Origin of the sequence: Anaerorhabdus sp., assembly GCF_036641015.1 — a bacterium.
Lineage (GTDB): Bacteria > Bacillota_I > Bacilli_A > Erysipelotrichales > Erysipelotrichaceae > Anaerorhabdus.
Genome location: NZ_JAVWFO010000011.1, coordinates 15,689 through 39,984, shown reverse-complemented (window position 1 = coordinate 39,984; position 24,296 = coordinate 15,689). Strand labels below are relative to the sequence as shown.

At 31.0% G+C, this 24,296-nt stretch carries 22 protein-coding genes; 18 read left to right on the top strand and 4 right to left on the bottom strand.

The features are described from left to right. Window positions 1-252 precede the first annotated feature (252 nt). Window positions 253-1,572 carry a class II D-tagatose-bisphosphate aldolase, non-catalytic subunit gene (locus RR430_RS03050; protein ID WP_442878265.1) on the bottom strand — a complete coding sequence of 440 codons (1,320 nt, stop codon included), beginning with the start codon at window positions 1,570-1,572 and terminating at the stop codon, window positions 253-255. A gap of 145 nt (window positions 1,573-1,717) precedes the next feature. Between RR430_RS03050 and radC the strand changes: the two genes are divergently transcribed. The 10 genes from radC (at window position 1,718) to pyk (ending at window position 13,299) form a co-directional block, all read left to right on the top strand. After that, complete coding sequence (gene radC / locus RR430_RS03045; protein ID WP_332487059.1) at window positions 1,718-2,395, top strand: RadC family protein; 678 nt, start codon at window positions 1,718-1,720, stop codon at window positions 2,393-2,395. A 50-nt stretch (window positions 2,396-2,445) separates the two neighbouring features. After that, window positions 2,446-3,546, top strand: a complete 1,101-nt coding sequence (locus RR430_RS03040) for an AI-2E family transporter (protein WP_332487061.1) — start codon at window positions 2,446-2,448, stop codon at window positions 3,544-3,546. Window positions 3,547-3,574: 28 nt separating this feature from the next. Further along, the gene (locus RR430_RS03035) at window positions 3,575-4,636 is read left to right on the top strand and encodes a metal ABC transporter substrate-binding protein (protein ID WP_332487063.1); all 1,062 of its coding nucleotides are present in this window, start codon (window positions 3,575-3,577) and stop codon (window positions 4,634-4,636) included. A gap of 69 nt (window positions 4,637-4,705) precedes the next feature. Continuing rightward, window positions 4,706-7,309 carry a DNA polymerase I gene (gene polA, locus RR430_RS03030; RefSeq protein WP_332487065.1) on the top strand — a complete coding sequence of 868 codons (2,604 nt, stop codon included), beginning with the start codon at window positions 4,706-4,708 and terminating at the stop codon, window positions 7,307-7,309. Beyond that, window positions 7,309-8,124 (top strand): DNA-formamidopyrimidine glycosylase, encoded by an 816-nt coding sequence (gene mutM / locus RR430_RS03025; protein ID WP_332487066.1) that lies wholly within the window; start codon window positions 7,309-7,311, stop codon window positions 8,122-8,124. The genes polA and mutM overlap by 1 nt, the downstream gene beginning before the upstream one ends. Before the next feature lies 1 nt (window position 8,125). After that, window positions 8,126-8,719, top strand: a complete 594-nt coding sequence (coaE, locus tag RR430_RS03020; RefSeq protein WP_332487067.1) for a dephospho-CoA kinase — start codon at window positions 8,126-8,128, stop codon at window positions 8,717-8,719. Further along, on the top strand, window positions 8,703-9,914 hold the full coding sequence (locus tag RR430_RS03015; RefSeq protein ID WP_332508618.1) for a DnaD domain protein: 1,212 nt from the start codon (window positions 8,703-8,705) through the stop codon (window positions 9,912-9,914). The genes coaE and RR430_RS03015 overlap by 17 nt, the downstream gene beginning before the upstream one ends. Before the next feature lies 1 nt (window position 9,915). Then, window positions 9,916-10,839: an ATP-binding protein gene (locus RR430_RS03010; protein WP_332508617.1), complete on the top strand. Its 924-nt coding sequence runs from the start codon at window positions 9,916-9,918 to the stop codon at window positions 10,837-10,839. A gap of 61 nt (window positions 10,840-10,900) precedes the next feature. Beyond that, complete coding sequence (gene pfkA, locus RR430_RS03005; RefSeq protein ID WP_332487073.1) at window positions 10,901-11,863, top strand: 6-phosphofructokinase; 963 nt, start codon at window positions 10,901-10,903, stop codon at window positions 11,861-11,863. Between the two features lie 14 nt (window positions 11,864-11,877). After that, window positions 11,878-13,299 (top strand): pyruvate kinase, encoded by a 1,422-nt coding sequence (pyk, locus tag RR430_RS03000; RefSeq protein WP_332487074.1) that lies wholly within the window; start codon window positions 11,878-11,880, stop codon window positions 13,297-13,299. 122 nt (window positions 13,300-13,421) lie between these two features. On the opposite strand, the gene rpsT is transcribed toward pyk, so the two are convergent. Then, window positions 13,422-13,688, bottom strand: coding sequence for a 30S ribosomal protein S20 (gene rpsT / locus RR430_RS02995; protein WP_332487076.1), 267 nt, complete (start codon window positions 13,686-13,688; stop codon window positions 13,422-13,424). 94 nt (window positions 13,689-13,782) lie between these two features. Here rpsT and fmt point away from each other — a divergent pair, with 94 nt between their 5' ends. The 8 genes from fmt (at window position 13,783) to hemW (ending at window position 21,343) form a co-directional block, all read left to right on the top strand. Then, complete coding sequence (fmt, locus tag RR430_RS02990; protein ID WP_332487078.1) at window positions 13,783-14,718, top strand: methionyl-tRNA formyltransferase; 936 nt, start codon at window positions 13,783-13,785, stop codon at window positions 14,716-14,718. Between the two features lie 161 nt (window positions 14,719-14,879). Then, entirely contained in the window at window positions 14,880-16,208 is a 1,329-nt protein-coding gene (locus RR430_RS02985) for a dicarboxylate/amino acid:cation symporter (protein WP_332487080.1), read from the top strand. Window positions 16,209-16,291: 83 nt separating this feature from the next. Continuing rightward, window positions 16,292-18,094, top strand: coding sequence for a translation elongation factor 4 (gene lepA, locus RR430_RS02980; RefSeq protein WP_332508616.1), 1,803 nt, complete (start codon window positions 16,292-16,294; stop codon window positions 18,092-18,094). Window positions 18,095-18,186: 92 nt separating this feature from the next. Continuing rightward, the gene (locus RR430_RS02975) at window positions 18,187-18,555 is read left to right on the top strand and encodes a GntR family transcriptional regulator (protein WP_332508615.1); all 369 of its coding nucleotides are present in this window, start codon (window positions 18,187-18,189) and stop codon (window positions 18,553-18,555) included. Window position 18,556: 1 nt separating this feature from the next. Further along, entirely contained in the window at window positions 18,557-19,396 is an 840-nt protein-coding gene (locus RR430_RS02970; RefSeq protein ID WP_332508614.1) for an ABC transporter ATP-binding protein, read from the top strand. Continuing rightward, complete coding sequence (locus RR430_RS02965; protein WP_332508613.1) at window positions 19,393-20,007, top strand: ABC-2 transporter permease; 615 nt, start codon at window positions 19,393-19,395, stop codon at window positions 20,005-20,007. The genes RR430_RS02970 and RR430_RS02965 overlap by 4 nt, the downstream gene beginning before the upstream one ends. Window positions 20,008-20,010: 3 nt before the next feature. Next, window positions 20,011-20,205 carry an alanine racemase C-terminal domain-containing protein gene (locus tag RR430_RS09300; RefSeq protein ID WP_442879632.1) on the top strand — a complete coding sequence of 65 codons (195 nt, stop codon included), beginning with the start codon at window positions 20,011-20,013 and terminating at the stop codon, window positions 20,203-20,205. Window positions 20,206-20,245: 40 nt separating this feature from the next. Continuing rightward, the gene (hemW, locus tag RR430_RS02960; protein WP_332482729.1) at window positions 20,246-21,343 is read left to right on the top strand and encodes a radical SAM family heme chaperone HemW; all 1,098 of its coding nucleotides are present in this window, start codon (window positions 20,246-20,248) and stop codon (window positions 21,341-21,343) included. Window positions 21,344-21,351: 8 nt separating this feature from the next. On the opposite strand, the gene RR430_RS02955 is transcribed toward hemW, so the two are convergent. After that, the gene (locus RR430_RS02955; protein ID WP_332508612.1) at window positions 21,352-22,206 is read right to left on the bottom strand and encodes an NAD(P)-dependent oxidoreductase; all 855 of its coding nucleotides are present in this window, start codon (window positions 22,204-22,206) and stop codon (window positions 21,352-21,354) included. Between the two features lie 44 nt (window positions 22,207-22,250). Next, window positions 22,251-24,173 (bottom strand): BglG family transcription antiterminator, encoded by a 1,923-nt coding sequence (locus RR430_RS02950; protein ID WP_332488447.1) that lies wholly within the window; start codon window positions 24,171-24,173, stop codon window positions 22,251-22,253. Window positions 24,174-24,296: the final 123 nt, after the last annotated feature.

Here is a 24,296-nt window from a genome sequence, read left to right as displayed (position 1 = left end):
TTTTTTACTTTCTTTTGAAATAAAAAATCTTCACTACAAATGATTAATGACGTAATAGGATTGTCATTCTTGTTTTATATACTGTGGATAAGTGTATAATAAAAAAATTTAGATAAAAAAAACAAGTAGAATTAAATCCTTCTGCTTAAAAGTAAAAGGGTGTCAGTTTTCACTAACACCCTTCATTTACAAGCGATTATTTTGTTTTAATATAAAATAAATTTTAAATAGAGCGACAATAATATGTTGCTTTTAACCTAGTTTTTGTTGGTTAGTAGCAAATAAATATTCATCCATGCAATTAGCAATTCTATCTTTAATTAATGCTTCTGCAGTACAAGGAATTCTTCCCTCACGAACATTAGTGTATTGAATTGGCATGTATTGACTTAATAATGAATAAGGAATACCAGCAGTGTTGATATTAGTAATCAATGTTTCAAGAGCTGCTTGTACTTTTTCATTTGGTAAATAATAACGGCAACGATCCGAGAAGCTATATTTACGTTTAAACGCACATTGTTGTTCGGTACCATGATAATGTTTCTTCCAGTTTCCTGGTTCTTTTAACATTACTTCTTCTAAAACTTCAATAAATTTAGATGTTTTAGTTTTTGTTCCCTTGAACAATTCTTCTTCAATTTTAGCTAGTGCGAAAATTCCTTCACGTGCAGCAAATGTTAAACCAGGTCCAACTTTAAGAATAGCGATACCGTCTTCAACCATTTGTTTTAATGCAATTTTTGTTTGATAGTCAGTTGAATGACCTTCAAATACTAAATTTTTATATGATTTTAAAGAGTTTGTTAACTTCTTTGCTTCTTTTCTATTGTATTCAATCACTGTTGCATCTCCAAATTCTACACCTGGTTGTACAACTACAGCAATTACATGATTCCAAGCATCTTTTAATCCTTTGTCTAGGAATGCTTTATTGAATGTTTTAATTGTAGCTTCACAGTCTTTTACTTTAGTAACTGCAACGCCTTCTTCTTCCTCTTGAGCACCACCTGGAATTGGAACTTCAGATCCAACAATAAAGACAGGGTGTAAAGCGTTAGGATTTTTTGCTTGAAGTTTAGCGAAAGCTTTTTCAGCTACTTCAGCAAGTTCAGCTCCACGTCTTGCAATAACTTCTGTAGATAGCATTGCTTTTTGATCATCATCAGCTACTCGCATTGAAGTATCAATATGAATTTTAGTGAAACCTGCTAATACATATAATTCGATTAATTTTCTAGCTTCTTTCATTGCTTCTTTTTCATTAAGATGAGTCCATGTTAATGGTCCTAAATGGTCACCACCAAGGATAACGCGATTCATTGGAAAATTAACTTTCTTTGCAATTTTTTCAACGAATTTTAAGAAGTCTTTTGGTTTCATACCTGTGTAACCACCATATTGGTTTACTTGGTTACTTGTTGCTTCAATCAATACGATTGATTTTGTTTGTTTACCTTTTTCTAAAGCTGCTTCGATAACGAATTCATTAGCGCTACATACGGAATAAATTCCTACAGGTAAACCTTTTTTTTGTAGCTGAATCATTTGTAATAAAGGATGTTTTGCCATCATTAAATCTCCTTCCAATTTATACCTTAAGTTTAGCATATTTTATTATCTTTTCCTTATCTTATCCATTAAATCGTTTGTATTTTTTAATAAAAATTTAGGAAATCATACTGTTTTTTCATATAAATACATGAGGTGATAAACTATGGCATTAGTTAAGGAAATACCGCTTGAGGAAAGACCAAGAGAAAAGGCACAAAAATATGGAATAAAATCATTATCAAATACAGAATTATTAGCTATTTTGATTCGAACAGGATATGAAGGGTCATCAAGTTTATGTATTGCTGAGGCATTATTAAAAAAAGCAAATGGACTAATCGATTTACCACGATTAACAATGTATGATTTATCTTTAATAAAAGGAATAAAAAAGGTTAAGGCATTAGAAATTTTATCGTGTATAGAACTTGCTAGGCGTATTTCGTATGAAGAAACATGTAAACGAGATGTGATTAGTGATCCAAGTAAGTTGTTATCATGGTTAAAAAATGAAATTGGAAGTGAATTACAAGAAAATTTTCTAGTGGTTTATTTGAATGTAAAAAATCATATTATTAATTACCGAATTTTATTTAAAGGAACTATTGATAGTAGTTTGGTGCATCCTAGAGAAATATTTAAAGAAGCCGTTATTCAATCTTCGAGTAGAATTCTAATTGTACATAATCATCCATCTAGTGATTTAGAACCATCTATGGCGGATATAGAATTAACTCATCAACTTGTGGAATGTGGAGAAATGATGGGCATTCCTGTAATGGATCATATAATTGTTTCTGCGCAAAATTACTTTAGTTTTAAAGCAAAAGGATTACTCTAAATTCTTTAAAATAAAAGTGAAGCATGATATGATATTGAGGGGATAAAAATATGAAATGGGCAGTAAAATTCAAAGAAAAAATACAAAATAATTTATCGTTAAACGTAACATTCAGAATTGTTGCGGTTTTATTTATTGTTTATTTACTGTCGTTAACATCTCATGTTTGGATGTCAATATTTAAAACGGTATTAAAGATTGCATTACCATTTATAATTGGATTTATAATAGCTTATTTGTTACATCCAATCGTATCTAGGTTAGAGAAGATGGGTATTTCAAGAAAATTAGTAATTCCAGTCTTATTTATCATAGTTATTCTATTGCTGTGTACGCTCATATTTGCAATTAGTCCTACAATTTATACTCGTATTGTAGCTTTTATTAATAGCATTTCACAAGGAGTCAATTCGTTGTTTGAAATTTATAAATCATTAAGTGAGAATGCACCATCACCGATAGTTCAAGCAATGGTATTACAGTTCAATCAAATGATGAATGGATCAAAAACTCTATTACCAAATTTCAGTGTATTAATTCCTCAAATATTTAATGGTTTTATTTCGTTTCTAACAAATACATTACTAACTATTATAGTTTCATTCTATTTTTTAATTGATTATGAAAAAGTTACCTCTTATATTGATTATATAAGTGAAGCTATTAATGCAGATTTAGTAAAGATATATGACTTGGTGGATGATCAAATCGGTTCTTATTTACATGGATTATTAATTCTTATGATTATTAAATTTATTGAGTATAGTGTACTTTATAGTTTGGTTGGACATAAAGACTGGGTTATCATTGCACTTCTTACATCCATCGGACTAGTTATTCCTTATTTTGGTGCAACTGTGGCAAATTTAGTTGGTATTTTAACGGCGTTAACTTTGCCTACAAGCAATATTGTTATCTTAATAATTGGTATTTTAATTCTATCTAATTTTGATGCTTATATTATTGGACCACTAGTTCATTTAAAAAACAGTCAAGTGGAACCATTATGGACTTTGTTTAGTATTATTACAGGAGGAATCCTGTTTGGATCAATTGGTGTTATGATTTCAATCCCTGTATTTATGATATGCAGAGTGTTGTTTAATTTTTATAGAGAAAAAAGTAATAGTGAAGTGAAAGATTCATTGTGATATAATTTTTAAAGAAAAGAGGTAGTTCATGAAGAAAAAATTGTTATTAGGACTTGTCTTAATTTTATTAGTTTCATCTTTGACAGGATGTACGGTAAAGAAAAATCAAGTTGCATATACTGTTTATCCACTTGGATATATAGCAAATCGCTTAATTGGAGATAAACTTCAAGTAGTTTCAATACAAAATAATGAGATTGTTCAAAGAGCAACATTGGTTGACGATTATGAAACAAGACTTGAACTATCACAAGCATTGTTGCATATAGGAAATCTTGAGCCATATTTAGCTACAAGCAGTGAAGAAATAAAGAAAACAAATGTGCCAACAAACGACTTATCAATATTAAATGCTATTTATAAATTTCAAAGATATACACCGATTAATGTGGATGGAACGGTAACATATATTGAATCAAGTTATTACAAAGGTGAAGTATTTGATGGTTTAACTAGTTATGATAAAGACTTATATTTGTGGATGGATCCGATTGCGATGCTTAGCATGGCAAAAGACATTACAAAATGGTTATCAAGTAACTATGATGATCAAGCAAAATATTTTGAAGAAAATCTAAATTTATTAGAAAAAGATTTGGTGCAACTTGATGCAGAATATCAAAAATTAGCATCAAAATTAATAAGTGAAGCAAAAGAAATAAAATTCGTATCAATGACACCGAGTTTTGGAAATTGGCAAAAAGCATATGGATTTCAAGTGTATCCAGTAGTTATGTCTATGACTGGTGAATTACCAAGTGAAGACCAGTTAAAAATTATTAAAGATCGTATTATTGCGGATGGAGTTCAATATATAGTGTATGAACCTAATTTACCTGAAGATATGCAAGCGCTATTTGAACAACTTGAATCAGAATTGAACTTGAAACGTGTAACAATGAGTAATCTATCAGCTTTAACTGATTCTCAAGTCGAAGAAAATAAAGATTATATTTCAATTATGTATGAAAATTTAGCGGTATTGGATTCAATTGCTACACCAATTCCAGTTATTACTCAAAAAATTCAAGAATCTACTGATTCAGCAATAGTTGAAGCGGGTGGAGATCATGATAGCTATGGAAACTAATGAGAGTTAAGGCTCTCATTTTTCTATATATACAGTTGGTTTCATGATAAAATAAGAGTGGAGGTTTTTATGAATAAATTACTATTAGTAGATGGCAATTCAATGCTGTTTAGAGCATATTATGCAACAATATATGGAAGACCAATGACAACATCTAAAGGAATACCTACAAATGCTGTTTTTGGTTTTGCTTCAATGTTTCAAAAAGCACTAGATATCGTACAACCCAATGCAGTAATGGTCGCATTTGATTGTGGTAAACATACGTTTAGACATGATCTTTATGAGGATTATAAAGGTGGTAGAAAAGAAACACCGGAAGAGTTAATTGTTCAATTTAGTTTAATAAGAGATTACTTGGACGCTTTTAATATTACGAGAATGGAGATGGCTTCAATCGAAGCTGATGATATCATTGGAACAATGAGCAAAAAATATCCTGATTGGGATATAAATATATTATCAAGTGACCGAGATTTATTACAACTAGTAGACGATACAACTTCAGTTTGGCTAATGAAAAAAGGTATAAGTGATATTGAAGAGAATACTGTTGAATCAATGAAAGAAAGCTTAGGAATTGAACCCAAACAAATTATTGATTTAAAAGGTTTAATGGGGGATGCGTCAGATAATATTCCAGGAATTCCTGGTGTTGGAGAGAAGACGGCACTAAAACTATTATTAGAATATGGTAGTGTTGAAAATTTATTAGAGCATACATCAGAATTAAAAGGAAAACTAAAAGAAAAAGTAGAAGAATTTGCTGATCTTGCTAGATTAAGTAAAACACTAGCAACAATTAAGACCGATGTTGATTTACCATTCAATGTTGAAGGTTGTTTGTATCATCCAAATTACACTACGCTAGTTAATTTTTTCAATGATATGGAAATGAAAAGCTTAGTTAAAAAATATGAAGCATTAATTACAAATGATAATCAAGAAATAACAGAACCTAGACTAAATGAATTTGAAGTCGTTGAAAGATGTCCAAAAGAATTATTAGTAAATGATGTAGTTATCTCATTAGATTGTAGTAATGATCATCCATCAAATATTGAATTATTTGGGTTATCTTTACTAAAAGATGATAATTGTATATATATTGATTTAAAGCATATCAAACAAGATGAAGAATTATTGAAATGGTTAAATAGTGAAAACCATAAAATATGTTACGATGCAAAACTTATTTATCATGTATTTGCAAATATGGATATTAAATTTTGTGGCGTGACTTTTGATACAATGATTGCTACTTTCTTATGTGATAGCACACTAACTTCATGGGATAAGATTCGAACTAAATATGAATTTGTTGAAACACTAAAAAAGGAAGAGGTATATGGAAGTCTTGCTAAGCCTAAATTTCCTGATTTAGATGAACAAATTAAATATACATCTGAGCAAGCACATTTTATTAAAACACTTTACTTAGAATGTAAACCATTAATTGATGAATATGAAATGAAAGAATTGTTCTATGACATTGAAATGCCACTTGCTAGAGTATTATTCAACATGGAGCAAGTTGGTATATTAATTGATACACCAGTACTTGATCAAATAGCGATTGATACTTATAAAAAAATTGAGGAATGCTCAAGTCGTATCTTTAGTTATGTAGATGAAGAATTCAACATTAATTCTCCTAAACAATTAGCAGAGGTATTGTTTGATAAACTAGAGTTACCGAGTAATAAAAAGCGTAGTACATCAGTTGATGTTTTAGAAAAATTACAAGGATTTCATCCAATTATTGATGACTTAATGGAATACCGAAAAGTTCAAAAACTATATAGTACTTATGCAGAGGGTTTAAAAAAATACATTGAAAGTGATGGACGAATTCATACTATTTATAATCAATGTGCAGCACAAACAGGACGTTTATCTAGTAGTGATCCTAACTTACAAAATATATCTATTCGAGATGAACAGGCACGGATTATTAGAAAAGCATTTGTTCCTAGCGAAGGGAATGTCTTAATATCAGCAGATTATTCTCAAGTTGAGTTAAGAATGCTTGCACATATGGCTAATGAAAAAGGTTTAATTGATGCATTTAACTCAAAACTTGATATACATACTAAGACTGCTATGGATGTATTTGGGGTAGATGAAAAAGAAGCTGAGCAGTATCGTAGACAAGCGAAAGCAGTAAACTTTGGAATTGTTTATGGTATATCTGACTTTGGATTATCTCAACAATTAGGAATATCAAGAAGAGAGGCGCAGTCATTCATTGATAACTATTTTAAAGCGTATCCAGGGATTCATTCTTATATGGATGGAGTTATTGAAGAATGTAAAGAAAACGGCTATGTAACTACATTGTTAAATCGTAGACGTGAAATAAAAGAGATACATGATAAAAACCACATGGTACGTGAGTTTGGTAAACGAGCAGCCATGAATGCACCGATTCAAGGGTCAGCAGCAGATTTAATAAAGATTGCAATGATTCATATTAGCGAAGAAATGTTTCAACAAGGATGTAAATCAAAAATGATTTTGCAAGTACACGATGAACTTATATTTGACGTAACGCAAGATGAAATAGAACTTATGAAAGAGTTAATACAAAATGGGATGGAACATGCCATGGAGTTAAAGGTACCATTGGTTGCAGAATGCAAAGTAGGTACAACTTGGTTTGAGGCAAAATAATGCCAGAATTACCAGAGGTAGAAACTGTTCTTCGTACACTTGAACATCAAATTCAAAAACAAAAAATTATAGACATTGATATACGCTGGGATAGAATTGTACAGGGTGATAATGATGAATTTAAACAAACTTTAATTGGTCAAGAATTTGTTGACTTTAAACGAAGGGGTAAATATTTATTATTCATCATGAATGATTGTATTCTAGTTTCACATCTTCGCATGGAAGGAAAATACTTCTATGTTGATAAAGATACACCAGTGGATAAACATACGCATGTAATATTTAAATTATCTAATAATTTAGAACTTCGTTATAATGACACTCGGAAATTTGGAAGAATGGAAATACTTCCAAAGGACACTGACCTTGATACATTTAAAAATTTAGGATATGAGCCTTGGGATGAAAGATTAACAAGTGCATATTGTAAAAGTGTACTTCGAAAAAGGACAGGTCCAATTAAAGGAGCGTTACTTGATCAAAGTTTTATTGCTGGTATCGGTAATATTTATGCTGATGAGATATGTTTCAAAATGGGTGTTGATCCTAGGAAAGCATGTAAAAAAATAACTAAGAAAAACTGTGAAGATTTAATTATAGCAACTAGAGAAATATTACAAAGAGCTATTGAGTGTGGCGGAACCACAATTAGAAGTTATACTTCATCTTTAGGTATTACAGGTCTGTTTCAATTAGAAGTATATGTACATGGTAAAAAAGATGAAGTGTGTCCAGTTTGTGGAACGCCAATAAAAAAAATAAGAGTTGCGACGAGAGGGACTTACTTTTGTCCAAATTGTCAAAAGAGGTAAAATGAAAAAAATAGCAATTACTGGAACAATTGGATCTGGAAAAACTGAGTGTAGCCGAATAATTAAAAAGTTAGGATATACTGTTTTTAACTGTGATGAAGAGGTTAATAATATATATATGTCAAATCATCCAGATTTAATTAACCTAATTGATGTGTTTCCCGATGCCTATAATGATGGGATATGGGATAAAAAAGTAATTGCTACAATAGTGTTTAATGATGCTTTTAAAAAGAAACAGTTAGAAGCCATTATATATCCAATTCTGTTAAATAAAATGCAGGAAGCTATGAAAATGAATGGTGCTTATTTTTTTGCTGAGGTACCATTGCTATTTCAAATTGGTTGGGAACAATATTTTGATGAAATACTAGTGATAACATGTGATGATGAAGTTGCAATCAAACGTCTTGTTGATTACCGACATATGGATTTGAATGATGCAAAATTACGACTACAAAATCAAAAAACAATATCAAATAAAATTGAAAGTAATGTTAAATTTATCTATAATAATAAAGATGTTATAGATTTAGAGAAACAAGTAATTGATTGGTTAGAAAAGGAGATAATAAACGATGGAACTAAAAGCTAAAGATACATATCGTGTTGAACTTATAGAAGTTGCTAGTAACAATGCAATTGCATCACTTATTTCTTTATACCAACCAATTATTGGTAGAGACGCACTAAATTTCTACTTAACTATTTTCTTTGAGGGTTTGAATCAAAAATCATTAGAGACTCATCAACGCTTATCTATAATTATGAATATGGATATACCAGCAATGGAAAGAGCTCGAAAAAAATGTGAACAATTCTTTTTAGTAAGAACATTTTATAAAAGTGATAATGATAAAGATAGTTATATTTATATCGTTAATCCACCATTATCGGCTCAAGCATTTCTAAAACATGATTTATACTCCAGACTTTTACTTAAAGCATTAGGGCAAAAACAATTTGAACTGACAGTTGCAAAAGTTGCGAGAGTTGAAAATAGTAAAAATGGATTTGAAGATATATCAGATCAATTTGATAAGAACTTACTTGCATCTTGGGATGCAGATAATGAGGTGCAATTTAGTAAAGTACAACCTAGCTTTAACTTTACTGATCATGATAAAGTGAATATCAATTTCAACTATGAAGAATTATTTGATACTACATCAGCACTTGTATTTCCTGTTGAAGCAAGAACAAAAGAAAACTTACAAATAATTGGAGAATATGCGACACTATATGGTTTATCAGCTACTAAAGTTCGTATACTCATTGGAAAATGTATGAATCTTACTACAAATACATTAGATGCTGAAAAGTTTAAAAAACTTTGTTCAATTCAAAATCCAGATGCAACAACGTCTTCTAAAGATCCATTTATGTTACCACCAATTGCATTTTTACAAGCAAGACAAAATGGTATACCGGTAGCATCGGTAGATAGACGTTTATTAGAGTACTTGAACTTAGAATTAAAACTACCAGCTGAAGTAGTTAATGTACTAGTAGATTATGTATTGTCAGTAAATCAAAATAGATTAACAAAACGTTTTGTTGAAGCAATTGCTACAACATGGATAAGAGAAAAAGTATTAACTAAGGAACAGGCTATAGCACAAACAAAGAAGAGTCCTATTGTTAAACAAGGAAACTCGACTAAGAAGAAAGATGTCTTGCCAGCTTATTACGAAAAAATGAAAGCTGTCGATAAACAAGATAATTTAGAAATAATTAGCGATGAGGAAGCAAAAGAGATTGCTAAGAAATTGAAAGGATTGAGTGAGTAATATGAAAAAAGCACAATTTGATATTCCAGCATTTACTAAAAATCAAAATAAAACTCAAACAGTTCTTTTAGTTGAGCAATTAAAAAAAGATGAACATATTTTGAATTTTATAAAAAGAAATAATTGTTCAATCGATTTAGTTGAAAAGTATCCAATTAAGTTTAATAAATGGTTAGATGTGAAAATGAAATGTGAAAACTGTCCAGGTTTAAATTCATGTGTTCAACCCGTTAAAGGACAATTTCAAGATTTAGAATGGAATGGTTTATTAACGCCAGTAATTAGAACGTGTCGTTACCAAGTTACACAAAATAAAGAAGTGGCACATATGGTAAATTATCTTGTATGTGATATGCCAAAACATTTTTACAATTTAAAAATTGAAGACATACAGATACGTGGTGAGAGCAAAGATTACTTTGATGCATTACTTAAGGTTGTAGATTGGCTTAAGAACCCTAAAGAAAGAGGTTTATATCTTTATGGTAGTGTAGGAGTGGGTAAAACTTATATCGCTGCATGTGCTGCAAATTACTTTGCAAGAAAAGGTAAGAAGGTAGCATTTATTCAAGTTCCTGATTGGATTAGTAGAATGAAGAATTGTTTTGATGCAGATGATACATTTACAAAGGAAATATCTAAAGTTAAAAGAGCTGACTTTGTTGTGTTCGATGATATTGGTGCAGAAAGTGTTACACCATGGGTAAGAGATGAATTATTATTTCCAATATTGAACAAACGCATGGAAGAGAAAAAAATGACCTGGTTTACATCAAATGAAGATTTTGTTAGTTTAGAAAATCATTTTAGAAATACAAAACAAAATGACCAAGAAGAAATGAAAGCGGTTCGCATTTTGGAACGTGTTAAAGCATTAAGTAATGAATTTCAAATTCCAGGTAAAAATAGAAGAAATCAAGGATAAATTTATTTCCCTTTGTTCATTAAAAATGGTAGAATGTATTAGATTAAATTAGGAGGCACTTATGGTACGCAAAATAGGTATTTTAACATCAGGTGGCGATGCTCCAGGAATGAATGCTGCAATTCGTGCGGTTACCCGTGTTGCATTAGCTAATGGTATTGAAGTCGTAGGAATTCGTGATGGATATCGTGGATTAGTTGATGGAACATTTGAATCTTTTAGTAAAACAAGTGTATCTGATATTCTAGATCGTGGTGGAACAAAACTTGGTTCAGCACGTCTTCCAGAATTTAAAGATCCAGAAATTCAAGCAATGGCTGTTAATCAATTACGTGCAAATGGTATTGAGGCAATTGTAGTTATTGGTGGAGATGGTAGTTATCGTGGAGCACAAGCTCTTACAAAACTTGGAATAAATTGTATTGGAATTCCAGGTACTATTGATAATGATATTCCAGGAACTGATTTTACGATTGGATTTGATACAGCATTAAAAACATGTGTTGAAGCAGTAGATAAATTAAGAGATACTTCAAGTTCTCATCATCGTTGTTCAGTAGTAGAAGTAATGGGAAATCGCTGTGGTGATTTAGCAGTGTATACCGCAATTTCTTGTGGAGCCGAAATAGTAGTAAGCCCTGAAACAGGTTATGATGAATTGGATATATTAGAAAAATTGAGATATTTAGATACAGCAGTTCATAAGAATCATGCGATTGTAATTATCTCAGAAAAAATCACAGATGCAGATGGTTTAGCGAGAAAGATTTCACAAAATAGTGGATTTTCTGGACGCGCTACTGTCTTAGGCCATATACAACGTGGAGGAAGTCCTTCTCCTACAGATCGTATTCTTGCCTCAAGGATGGGTGAGAAAGCTGTAGATTTACTGATGAATGATATCGGTGGACATTGTGTAGGAATAATCAATAACGAGATTATCTCTATGCCAATCGACGAAGCACTAAATAGACCTAAAGCTTCAAGAAAACATTTGTATCGATTATTTGATCGTCTAATCTAAGGAGGAGTAAGAATATGATCGGAAGAAAAACAAAAATAGTATGTACTATTGGACCAGCAAGTGAAACACCAGAAATGGTTGAAAAATTAGCACGTTGTGGAATGAACATTGTGCGTTTCAACTTTTCACATGATACTTACGAAGGTCATAAACGTAGAATGGATATGGTAAGAGAAGTTTCAGATCGTACTGGAATTAATCTTGCTATTATGCTTGATACTAAAGGACCAGAAATTCGTTTAGGGGAATTTGAAGATGGTGGAGTTCAATTTACAAAGGGTGAAACAGTTAAAGTTGTAAAAGAAGAAGTTATGGGGAATCATGAACGTTTCCATATTCAATGTCCTGAATTATTCGATGACGTTGTTGCTGGAAACATTATCTTAATTGATGATGGAAAAATGAAACTAACAGTACTTGATAACAATGGCGAAGAATTAAATTGTCGTGTTGAAGTTACTGGACCTATTAAAACTAGAAAAGGATGTAATGTTCCAGGTGTTCGTTTATCAATGCCTTTCATTTCTAGTAAAGATGAATCAGATATTCGTTTTGGATGTGAAAATGATGTAGACTTTATTGCTGCTTCATTTGTCCGTCGTGCGGCTGATGTTAGTGCTATTCGTAAAATTTTAATTGAAATGGGTAAACCAACAATTAACATTATAGCTAAAATTGAAAATCAAGAAGGATTTGATAACCTTGAATCAATTTTAGAAGTAGCTGATGGAGTAATGGTAGCTCGTGGAGATTTAGGAGTTGAAGTTCAAACTCAATTTGTACCAATCTATCAAAAACAAATTATTAAACTAGCTAATAGAATTGGTAAGCCAGTTATTACTGCAACACATATGTTAGATTCAATGACAGCTAATCCACGTCCAACACGTGCTGAAGCTAGTGACGTTGCAAATGCGGTGTTAGATGGTAGTGATGCTGTAATGTTATCAGGTGAAAGTGCTGCTGGTGAATATCCAGTAGAAGCTTGTACTACAATGGCAACAATTGCAGAAGCTGTTGAAAAGATTATTCCTTATCGCGAACGTTTAGACTTATCTAGAACATCTAGTAAGAAAACTGTTCAAGATGCAATTGGACTTGCTGTTTCTGATGCTACATTAACATTAGACAATGTAGGTGCTGTTGTAGCGTTTACTCAAGGTGGAACAACTGCTCGTCGTATTTCAAAGTTTAGACCTTGTGTACCTATTTTAGCTGTAACATTCACTAAGAGTACTCAAAGAAAATTAGAAAGTTATTGGGGAGTTACACCAATCTTATCTGATGTTCAAAATGAACTTACTAATGATGATGAATTAGCATGTACTATTGCTAAGGCTTATGGTATTAAACCTGGTCAATTAATTATCATTACTGCTGGTTATCCTACAGGTGAGGGTTCAGCTAATATGATGAAAGTAATTGAAGTAAAATAAAAAAATAGCTTAGCTTGGGATTACAATTCCTAAGTTAAGCTTTTATTTTGTTATAAAAAAAAACCTTATTGCTAAGGTTTCATTTAGATATTATTTCTAAATAATAATTCTAGATTTTGAAATTAAGCTTGGATAGAATTAACTGCTTTAGCTAAACGAGCTTTTTGACGAGCAACATAATTACCATGTTTGATATGACTAGTAATTGATTTGTCTAATAAAGAGTTAGCTTTGTTTAAAGCAGTTGCTGCAGTTTCTTTATCATTAGCTGCTACTGCTTGAAGAACGTCCTTAATTGCAGTTTTAAGTGCAGTTTTTTCTCCAACTTTTGCAACGTTTCTCTTTAAGTTCGTAATTGCACGTTTCTTTTGAGATTTGATATTTGCCATTTGTACACCTCCTGTTATTTAACCTCTAGAATTATATCAAAACATGACTTAAAATGCAAACAAACATGATATAATCATTCAAGAGGTGAATTTTATGGAAAAACCTAGAGTCATGTTTATGGGAACACCACAATTTTCATGTGGTATATTGGATACTTTAATGGAAATGGGAGAGAATGTTGTAGCGGTAGTATCTCAGCCAGATCGTAAAGTAGGTAGGAAACAAGAAATTCAGGAAACGCCTGTAAAGAAGGCGGCTTTAGCCTATGGAATCCCTGTAATTCAGCCAGAAAAGATTAAAGAAGCGGTTGAAGAAGTATTAGCGTTTAATCCTGATATCATAGTTACATGTGCTTATGGTCAATTAATTCCAGAGGCTATATTGAATGAACCTAAGTATAAGTGTATAAATGTTCATGCTTCATTATTACCAAAATATCGTGGTGGAGCACCAATTCATTGGGCAGTCATTAATGGAGATAAAGAAACAGGCATTACAATTATGTATATGGCAAAAAAAATGGACGCTGGAGAAATCATTAGTCAACAAAGTGTTAAAATTGAAGAGATGGATACAACCTCATCGATGTTTGATAAACTTGAAGTAGTTGGTAAAGACTTACTTAAGAAAACGTTACCACTAATTTATTTGGGTGAATTTGAGTCTATTCCACAAAAGGATGAAGATGTGACATTTGCTTGGAATATTGAAAAGGAACAAGAGTTTGTTTCGTTTAAAAGAGAAGTTACTATCGTATATAATCACATTCGTGGATTAATAAGCTGGCCAGTAGGTTATGGTGTAATTGATGGTAAGAAGATTAAACTCCACAGGGTACATCATATAATGAAAAAACATAACGATTTACCTGGTCAATGTATAGGGCTAATTGATGATGCTTTTGTGGTTGCTTGTGATTGTGGGTATATTTGCATTGATGAACTTCAACTAGAAGGAAAATCAAAAACTTTAGCAAAAGATTTCTTTCATGGCAATGGCAAAAATTATGTAGGAAAATATTTTGATTAACATTGACTTCACTATTGAAATAGAGTATTATCTTCAAGGATACCTTTAAGATAGTACGAGATGCTATCAAGGAAGTACAGTAATGGAATGATTACGAGTCTTTTTACTTAAAGGTAAAAGGACTCTTTTTTTTCAATAGGTATCCAATATGGGAGGGTACGATGAAAAAGAATAAATTAGCGATTCAAATGTTTATTGGTATGATCTGTGGCTTAGTAGTAGGAGGGGGATTTCTATTCTTACGTGAAAACTTGCTAGCTAATGGAAACGCAGATTTATGGATAACAATTAATAACATCTTATTTATTGATATTACACAAGAAGGTGCAACACAAGGTATTGGTCTTTTATTTATTATTGGTCAATTATTTGTAAATGCATTGCAAATCATTATTGTTCCAATGGTGTTTACATCAATTGTAATTGCAATGTGTCGAATTACTGATACTAAAAAATTAGGAAGAATTTCTTATAAAACAATTGGTTTATTTGCAATAACTGGATTAGTAGGGATTTTATTTGCTGGAATAGTTGGAATGATTATATATAACATGGGTTACTTTAACGTAGCTGTAGAAGGACTTAATGCTGCAACAGGTTCTACAGGAAGCAATCCATTAAATGTATTCTTAGGAATTATTCCGAATAACTTACTAGCTGCATTCTCATCGAATGGTAAAGTGTTGTCAGTTGTATTTGTAGCGGTAGTTATAGGTTTAAGTGTTAATGTATTAAATGGAAAAGTAACTGTTCTAAAAAAGATATGTGAAGAAGTGAATGAAATTATTACTGTCTTCTTAACATTTGTTATAACTAAATTTGGACCATTTGCAATCTTTGCATTATTGACAAGAACATTTGCAATCTATGGTGTAGAGCATCTTAGACCTGCATTAACTTATGTAATCACAACAGTAATATGTTTACTAGTATATTTAATCTTAGGATATGCATCTTATATTTCATTACTTGCAAAATTAAATCCAATTCCTTACTTAAAGAAAATTGCTAAAGTATCAGTATTTGGTTTTTCAACATCATCAAGTGCTGCAACATTACCAATGAATATTCAAACTACAGTAGAAGAACTAGGAGTTAAAGATGAAGTAGCTTCATTTGTCTTACCATTGGGAATGACAGTTAATATGAATGGTACAGCAATTATGCAAGTTATTGCGACAATTTTTATTGCAGCAAGTGCTGGATATCAAATTAATTTTATTAGTATTATCTTTATTGGAATACTAGCATTAATCGCATCTGTTGGAACTCCTGCAGCTCCAGGAGCTGGGGCAGTAATTCTATTTACAGTTTTAAGTGGAATGGGATTTACAAATGATGCTGCTATTCTAGCGTACTCATTAATTCTTGCAATTAATCGTCCAATTGAAATGTTAGTAACATCATTAAACGTTGTTGGTGATAGTACAACAGCAATAATCGTTGCTAAAAGCGAAAACTTATTTGATGAAGATGTATATAACAGCTAACAGTTGAAAAAATTCAACTGTTTTTCTTTCTTGTTTGAGCTAGTTTTGTTATAATAGTCTAGCACATGTTAGGAGGTGTTTTCATGGATCAATCCAAAATCCGAAATTTTTCAATCATTGCACATATTGACCATGGAAAGTCAACGCTTGCAGATCGTATCTTAGAACTTACGCAAACAGTTCAACTTCGTGATATGACAAACCAAATTCTTGATTCTTTGGATTTAGAAAGAGAACGAGGAATTACGATTAAACTAAATGCAGTACAATTAAAATATAAAGCACAAGATGGAGAAGAGTATTTATTTCATCTAATCGATACACCAGGTCACGTCGATTTCACGTATGAAGTATCACGTTCATTAGCGGCGTGTGAAGGTGCTGTGTTGGTTGTGGATGCAGCACAAGGAATAGAAGCACAAACACTTGCGAATGTTTACCTTGCACTCGATAATAATCTTGAAATTATCCCAGTCATTAACAAAATAGATTTGCCAAGTGCAGATCCCGAACGCGTAAAGCATGAAGTTGAAAATGTTATTGGCTTAGATTGTTCAGAGGCACCATTAATATCCGCAAAGAGTGGATTAAATGTTGATCAAGTGTTGGAAAGTATTGTGAAACATGTTCCATCACCAAAAGGAAATCCTAATTCACCATTACAAGCACTTATCTTTGACTCAATTTATGATTCTTATCGTGGGGTAATTACCTTTGTGCGTATTAAAGAAGGTACGCTCAAAGTAGGGGATAAGATTCGTTTTATGGCTACGAAAGCTGAATATGAAATCTTAGAATGTGGAGTACGTAATCCAAAAGAGGTTAAACTGACTGAATTATCATGTGGTATGGTTGGATGGTTCGCTGCTTCAATCAAATCAGTACAAGATGTTCATGTAGGTGATACAGTAACGACTTGCCAAAATCCATCAATTGAACCACTTGTGGGGTATCGTAAAATGAATCCAATGGTTTATTGTGGATTGTATCCAACGGATGCAGATAAATATAATGATTTAAGGGATGCATTAGAAAAATTGAAATTAAATGATGCAGCACTTCAATATGAAGCAGAAACATCTCAAGCGCTTGGCTTTGGATTCCGCTGTGGGTTCTTAGGTTTACTCCATATGGATGTCATTCAAGAAAGACTTGAAAGAGAATATAACTTAACACTTATTGCGACTGCACCAAGTGTTATCTACAATGTATATCTTACAGATGGATCGATGCTAACGATTGATAACCCGGCTCATATGCCTGAGGTTCAACGTATTGAACGAATCGAAGAACCATATGTCAAAGCTGAAATCATGGTTCCTAATGACTATGTAGGACCTGTCATGGAACTTTGTCAAAATAAACGTGCAGTTTATAAAGAAATGCATTATATTGATGACGGAAGAAATCAATTAGAATATGAAATTCCATTAGGAGAAGTTGTATTCGACTTCTTTGATCGATTGAAATCAGTAACAAAAGGATATGCTTCATTTGATTATGAACTTATTGGATATCAACCAGGTAAACTTCAAAAGATGGATATCTTGTTGAATGGTGAGGTTATTGATGCACTGAGTATCATTGTCCACAAGGATTTTGCTTACAATCGCGGAAATGCGATTACCGTAAAATTAAAAGACTTGATACCTCGACAACAATTTGAAATACCTATTCAAGCGGCAGTAAATGGAAAAGTCATTGCTCGAACTAATATTAAATCATTACGTAAAAACGTTTTGGCTAAATGTTATGGTGGAGATATAACACGTAAAAAGAAATTATTAGAGAAACAAAAAGAAGGTAAAAAACGAATGAAGTCGGTGGGTTCTGTTGAGATTCCACAAGAAGCATTTATGGCTGTACTTTCTATGGATGATAACTAGATTAGTGAGAAATCACTAATCTTTTATTTTTTATGGGTTGACAGAAATGATGATAGTGTATATAGTGTATATATACACTATGGAGGTGAAAGATGAAGATACATTTGTATAAAGAAGATAAAGATCCTTTTTATTTACAAATTGTTAAGCAGATTAAATCGCAGATATTGGATCATTCACTTCTAGCAGGTGATTGCTTACCATCAATGCGCATGTTGGCCAGTGATCTAAGAATTAGTGTAATCACAACTAAGAGAGCTTATGAAGAATTAGAAAAAGAAGGATTTATTGTTACTGTTTTAGGAAAAGGAACATTTATAACAGAAAAAACTGTTAATGTGATTAGTGATGAACATCAAAGAGAATTTAATAAAGCAATAGATGAGATCCTATTACATGGGAAAGCTCTACAGTATTCAATGGATGATATTGTAGAAAAAATTAAAAAGAGAGGGAAATAACATGCTGAAATGTGAAAATGTTAGAAAAGAATTCACAGGATTTACGCTAAATAATATAAATATAGATATTCCAGAAGGCTCTATAATGGGGTTAATTGGAGAAAATGGTGCTGGGAAATCAACTTTAATCTCTTGCATTCTTGGAAGTATGATTAAAACATCAGGAACTGTAAAAATATTTAATAAGAATCAAGAAAAATTAACAAGCTATGAAAAAGAAGACATTGGTGTTGTATTAAGTGAGTCAACATTAAATGGAATGTTAAACTGCAAAGATATTAATGCAATAATGAAAGCAATGTATAAAAAATGGGATCAACAATTCTATTTTGATTTCTGTAATAAGCACAATTTGACATTAAATAAAAAAATTAAAGATTTTTCAAAAGGTATGCAAATGAAATTAAGCATTAATATTGCTTTAGCTCATAACCCAAAATTATTAATCTTAGATGAGGCAACTTCTGGATTAGATCCAGTTGCTAGAGATGAATTACTTGATATTTTCTTTGATTTTGTAAAAGATGGAAATCACTCAATATTAATTAGTTCACATATCTTAAGCGATTTGGAAAAAATTTGTGATTCAATTACGTTTATTTCAAAAGGACAAGTTAAACTATGTGAGGATAAAGATTCATTAGAATACAAGTATTGTATTATTAAATGTGACGAAGCAATGCTTCAAACGTTTAATAAAGAAGATATTCTAGGTGTTCGTAAAAATCCTTATGGAATTGATGTGTGTATTTTAAGAGATGCATGTCCTAGTGACATGATGAGTGATAATGCAAATATGGAAGATATTATGGTATTTGCTAGTAAGGGGATAAATTTATGAAAGCAGCTTTAATAAAAGATTTTCTATCTTGTCGTTTATATCTTAGAACTTATGCAATGTTTTCAGCTGTATTTATGGTAATTGGAATAGCAACAAATAATCCATTCTATTCTGCAGGTATCTTCATGATTGTCCCAATAATGTGCTTGGTTTCAACCTTTTCATTAGATGAAACTTCAAAATGGGAGAAGTTAGCTCTATGTTCTACATTAAAGAGAAAAGATTTGGTTAACGCAAAATATGCACTTGGATTTATTCTTGTAATAATTGGATATCTATTAAATCTATTTACTATTACATTTGTAACTAAAGCTTTTATGGAATCAATAGTAACTAGTAGTGTATTTATGATCTTATCAATTTTCTATATGAGTGCAATGATACCACTTATGTTTAAATTTGGTGCAGAGAAATCAAGAATTTACTCAATGTTAATTCTTGCAGGTCCAGCACTTATTGTGATAGGTTTTTCAAGTTTTGTTGATCCTAATTTGATTGATATCGTTTTAAACCCAATGATATTTACTTCGGGTATAGTAGTCCTACTACTTGCGATATTAATAGGTTCCTATGTATATTCATTGAAAATTGTTAGTAAAAAAGATTACTAGAAGTTGCTGGATTCAGCAACTTTTTCTTATTGGTATACAAACATTAATGATGTTCAGGTTGATGATGAAATTATCCTGATAGGTTCATCTGAATCGTGTCAAATTACAGTGACAGATGTTGCAAATGAATCCAATACAATACCTAATGAAACGTTAATCCAATTAAAAAGTAGATTACCTCGTATATTAGTTAATTAAGATGCAAAAGATTATGGTAAAATAAACTTGAGGTATTCCAATGAAAGCTTTATATATCCATGTACCATTTTGCGATACAATTTGTGCATATTGCGATTTTTGCAGAGTTAAAAGCAGTCAACCTATTATAGAAAAATGGTTGGATGCTTTTCAAGTAGAAGTAGAAGATCGTTTAATTGAAAATGAATATGACACAATATATATTGGTGGGGGAACTCCAACTTGTTTAAATGAGGTTCAACTGGAACGTTTACTTAAATGTATTCAACCCTATACCAAGAATGTTGAAGAATATACAATAGAAATTAATCCGGAAACACTAACGCTTAAAAAATGTTCTATTTTAAAAAAGTATGGCATAAATCGAGCAAGTATTGGTGTGCAAACTGTAAATGAGGATTTATTAAAATTAATCAATCGTAAACATACAAAAGAAGAAGTTATACAATGTATTAAATGGTTGAAGAAAAAGGGAATTACGAACATTTCTTGTGATTGTATGTATTCTTTGCCAACGCAAACAATAAGTGATGTGGAAGATACACTAGCATTCATTAGTTCTCTAGATATTCCTCATGTTTCTATTTATAGTTTAACCATTGAAGAGAATAGTCAATTTAAAAAAGATGGTTACTCATCTCTGGATGAAGATATGGAAGCAGATATGTATGAGTTCATTATCAAGTATTTAGAAAGTCATTGGTTTATTCAATATGAAATCAGTAATTTTGCTAAGCCAGGATATGAATCTGCACATAATATGCATTATTGGAAATATGATGATTTTGTTGGTTTATCAATAGGTGCTAGTGGTAAAGAAGAAAACTGTCGTTATGATTGTACAACTAATTTTATGGAATATTTCCGACATAATTATTTCAAAGAAATAATCCCGTTATCTCAAGGAGATCAAATGTTCGAATTCATTATGATGGGATTACGATTAAAAAATGGATTTGATATGAATGATTTCAAAAAGAGATTTCAATATGAATTTAGTGAAGTATATAAAAAAGAACTACAAGAAGCAATGGATAGAAATCTGCTTGTAGTTCAACAAAATAAAGTTAAATGCAGTGAACAAGGTTATAAAATTTGTAACACTGTGATCGAAATGTTTATGAAGGACAACAATTAAGTTGTCTTTTATTTTTGATATTGCTTAATAATTGCTTGTGTACCTAAGTCTTCATCACCTTGAATCATCATATCTTGATATAAATCACGTACAATTTTAAGGATTGGTAATTCTAATTTTTCATCTTCTGCACCTTGAATCGCAATATTCATGTCTTTCACAAAGTGTTTAATGAAGAATCCAGGAGCATAATCTTCAACAATCATCTTAGGACCATTATTACTCATTTGCCAACTGCCTGCAGCACCTGCGCTAATTGCACTGAGCATAGTTTGAGGATCTAATCCCATTTTATTTGCGTAGGCAATCGCTTCAGCAACGCCTGAAACAGCTCCAGCAATAGCGATTTGATTTGCCATCTTTGTATGTTGACCACATCCAGCATGACCACAATAGATTATATTTTTACCCATACTGTTAAAGATAGGTAGACACTCATCAAATATTTGCTTATTACCACCTACCATAATTGATAAAGTACCATTTTTAGCACCGATATCTCCACCAGAGACAGGGGCATCAAGAACATGGATATCTTTCTTTTTACCTTCTTCTTCAAGTTTTTCAGCAAGCCTAGGACTAGAAGTTGTCATATCAATTAGTACAGAACCAGCTTTAGCGTACTTGAATACTTTAGTAGCCACTTCCTCAACATCGCTAGGTAATCCAACAATCATAATAATTACATCTGCGTTTTGTACGCATGATTCAATTGTTTCACAAAAAAGAGCGCCATCTGTTTCCAAAGCTTTCGCTTTTTCAACACTTCTGTTATATACCGATACTTGATAATTATTTTTAAGTAAGTTACGTACCATGGATGAACCCATTACGCCAGTTCCAATAAATCCTATTTTTTTCATATTTTCACCTCAGTTATTATTATACCTCGATTTTCGGTGGATATTTAGTATCTATTTATGCTGTTTTTTGTAATCATAGTAGATATTGACTTAATAAAGGAATTATAATCTTCACATTTTGATAATTCGTAAATATTTTCGAGTTCATATAAAACTGCAATTAAGTCATCAAAAATTTCCTTAAATAAACTTCTATCCTCTTTACAGGTTCCTATCAAAACAATAAGTTTTACTTCATAATTACCCCATTTAATTGGTTTTTCATTAATAATAACAGAAAGAAATGATTTTAAAGCAGATTGATTTAGAGAGTGTGGAATGGCAACTCCGTTTGAAAAAGAAGTTGGTGATAATTTTTCTCTGTCTAAGATTTCATTGTAGTATCCCGGTAGACAATATCCAAATTCAACACATTCATTTACTAATTTCATTATTAGGTTAGACGAAGTATCTGCATAATAATTTCTCTTGAATAGTTTTTCTCCAATAAAGCGATTAATGATAGATTGCATATTTTTTTGTTTTTTCTCTAATTTAATTTTGCTAATTAAATCTTGTAATGCAATCATGTCAAAATTAGTTATAAAGGGTTGGATTATTATAATAGGAATATTTGTTTCTATTTTAATTTCCGATGTAGAAATAATACAATCCGTATGCAAAGGAATGAAGTTAATATTTTTAATTGAAACAATTTTAATTATATTTAAGTCGTTTTCAAACTGTTTCTTGATTTTATCTATGGATTTTAGATGCATCCCATGGTAATCGGCATAGACGAAATAACAACTAATCTTATTCTTATTTAAATTTGAATTTTCTAAGTATGATCCTATATGAAATGCAATAAAAGCTATTTCATCTTCTGAAATTTTTTGGTTATTATATTTTAATAATTCATTAGCTATGAATATTGCCATATCATACACTAATGGATAGGTGTTTTTAAGTTTATCAGTTAAGGGATTCTTAGTGAAACTTTGATTTTTGATTCTTTGAAAGAGATTTCTAATGTGAATAGTGAATTTTACTAGAAATTCGCTATCAAAATCTTCGAGTGAATAACATGCCTGTAGTTTCATGATTATTTCGTTTGTGATATTAATATACTCAGGCTCAATATAATTTCCTATGTTGTTTGCATCAATAAAAGAGTAATCGAATGTGTTCGAATTACTAGATATCGTTAACGTTAAATAATAAAGTTCTGAATTTGATATTAATATGTTATATTTTTTCTCAATGTAATTTTTAATATGTTTAGCTACATCGAAGTCTTTTGTGGAGTTTATTTTTTCGATGCTTGGAGCTTCTTGTATTGTTTGATTATTTTTTATTCTATCAATTGTAACAATGATATGTAGGACAATATTATTAAGACCATAATCATTTACATATAAATTGTATTGATCAAATATTTTATCTAATTCATAAAACAATTCTTCTGTATCTAATTGATTTGTTAATAAATCAATATTAGAGAAGGATATAAAACTTTGTGAGTTTTCATCGCATATGATTTGATTGATTAATTTTCTTTTATTTCGTTCAGATCCATCAATTTTCAAAATATCTCTAGAACGCATTAATGTTAAATTGCAAGTTAGTAAAGTTTTCTTAATAGTTTTCAAGTCATTTTCGATTGTTGAATCACTTACATATAATTCGTCAGAAAGGGAGTAAATGCTAACTTCGTTAGAAATATTTAAAAGCTTCCTTAGAATATATTTTTCTCTTTGGGAAGGGTTGTCAGGAAAAGGAGCCTTTTCTGGTGTATAAGCGACATTAGCATTTAATTTATATCCCTTATATGAAGAAAGAATTATTAAATCATTCGTATTTGCTTTGTTAACATAATTCCTAATCGTTCGTGAAGAAACATGAAAAAAGTTAGATAGGTATGCGGACTCTATCCAATTATTATTTTGTTTTAAAACATTTATCAATGATTCAACCGATATCTTCATAATATACCCCGTGTTCTTTATTATAAAAGCAAACAGTGTGGATAGCAAAGTAAATTAGTTGCCTATAGGTAGGAAGCATCAGACAAAGATATTTTTTCCTAACTAAAGGAATTTTAATTATTT

What these genes read in the sequence shown, in the direction of transcription:
- lepA (WP_332508616.1), top strand. Translation starts at nt 16,292, where the DNA reads ATGGATCAATCCAAAATCCGAAATTTTTCAATCATTGCACATATTGAC.
- RR430_RS02965 (WP_332508613.1), top strand. Translation starts at nt 19,393, where the DNA reads ATGAAAGCAGCTTTAATAAAAGATTTTCTATCTTGTCGTTTATATCTT.
- RR430_RS02955 (WP_332508612.1), bottom strand. Translation starts at nt 22,206, where the DNA reads ATGAAAAAAATAGGATTTATTGGAACTGGCGTAATGGGTTCATCCATG.
- mutM (WP_332487066.1), top strand. Translation starts at nt 7,309, where the DNA reads ATGCCAGAATTACCAGAGGTAGAAACTGTTCTTCGTACACTTGAACAT.
- hemW (WP_332482729.1), top strand. Translation starts at nt 20,246, where the DNA reads ATGAAAGCTTTATATATCCATGTACCATTTTGCGATACAATTTGTGCA.
- RR430_RS03015 (WP_332508618.1), top strand. Translation starts at nt 8,703, where the DNA reads ATGGAACTAAAAGCTAAAGATACATATCGTGTTGAACTTATAGAAGTT.
- pyk (WP_332487074.1), top strand. Translation starts at nt 11,878, where the DNA reads ATGATCGGAAGAAAAACAAAAATAGTATGTACTATTGGACCAGCAAGT.
- RR430_RS03035 (WP_332487063.1), top strand. Translation starts at nt 3,575, where the DNA reads ATGAAGAAAAAATTGTTATTAGGACTTGTCTTAATTTTATTAGTTTCA.
- RR430_RS03010 (WP_332508617.1), top strand. Translation starts at nt 9,916, where the DNA reads ATGAAAAAAGCACAATTTGATATTCCAGCATTTACTAAAAATCAAAAT.
- RR430_RS02985 (WP_332487080.1), top strand. Translation starts at nt 14,880, where the DNA reads ATGAAAAAGAATAAATTAGCGATTCAAATGTTTATTGGTATGATCTGT.
- pfkA (WP_332487073.1), top strand. Translation starts at nt 10,901, where the DNA reads ATGGTACGCAAAATAGGTATTTTAACATCAGGTGGCGATGCTCCAGGA.
- RR430_RS03040 (WP_332487061.1), top strand. Translation starts at nt 2,446, where the DNA reads ATGAAATGGGCAGTAAAATTCAAAGAAAAAATACAAAATAATTTATCG.
- polA (WP_332487065.1), top strand. Translation starts at nt 4,706, where the DNA reads ATGAATAAATTACTATTAGTAGATGGCAATTCAATGCTGTTTAGAGCA.
- coaE (WP_332487067.1), top strand. Translation starts at nt 8,126, where the DNA reads ATGAAAAAAATAGCAATTACTGGAACAATTGGATCTGGAAAAACTGAG.
- RR430_RS03050 (WP_442878265.1), bottom strand. Translation starts at nt 1,572, where the DNA reads ATGGCAAAACATCCTTTATTACAAATGATTCAGCTACAAAAAAAAGGT.
- rpsT (WP_332487076.1), bottom strand. Translation starts at nt 13,688, where the DNA reads ATGGCAAATATCAAATCTCAAAAGAAACGTGCAATTACGAACTTAAAG.
- RR430_RS02970 (WP_332508614.1), top strand. Translation starts at nt 18,557, where the DNA reads ATGCTGAAATGTGAAAATGTTAGAAAAGAATTCACAGGATTTACGCTA.
- radC (WP_332487059.1), top strand. Translation starts at nt 1,718, where the DNA reads ATGGCATTAGTTAAGGAAATACCGCTTGAGGAAAGACCAAGAGAAAAG.
- fmt (WP_332487078.1), top strand. Translation starts at nt 13,783, where the DNA reads ATGGAAAAACCTAGAGTCATGTTTATGGGAACACCACAATTTTCATGT.
- RR430_RS02975 (WP_332508615.1), top strand. Translation starts at nt 18,187, where the DNA reads ATGAAGATACATTTGTATAAAGAAGATAAAGATCCTTTTTATTTACAA.
- RR430_RS02950 (WP_332488447.1), bottom strand. Translation starts at nt 24,173, where the DNA reads ATGAAGATATCGGTTGAATCATTGATAAATGTTTTAAAACAAAATAAT.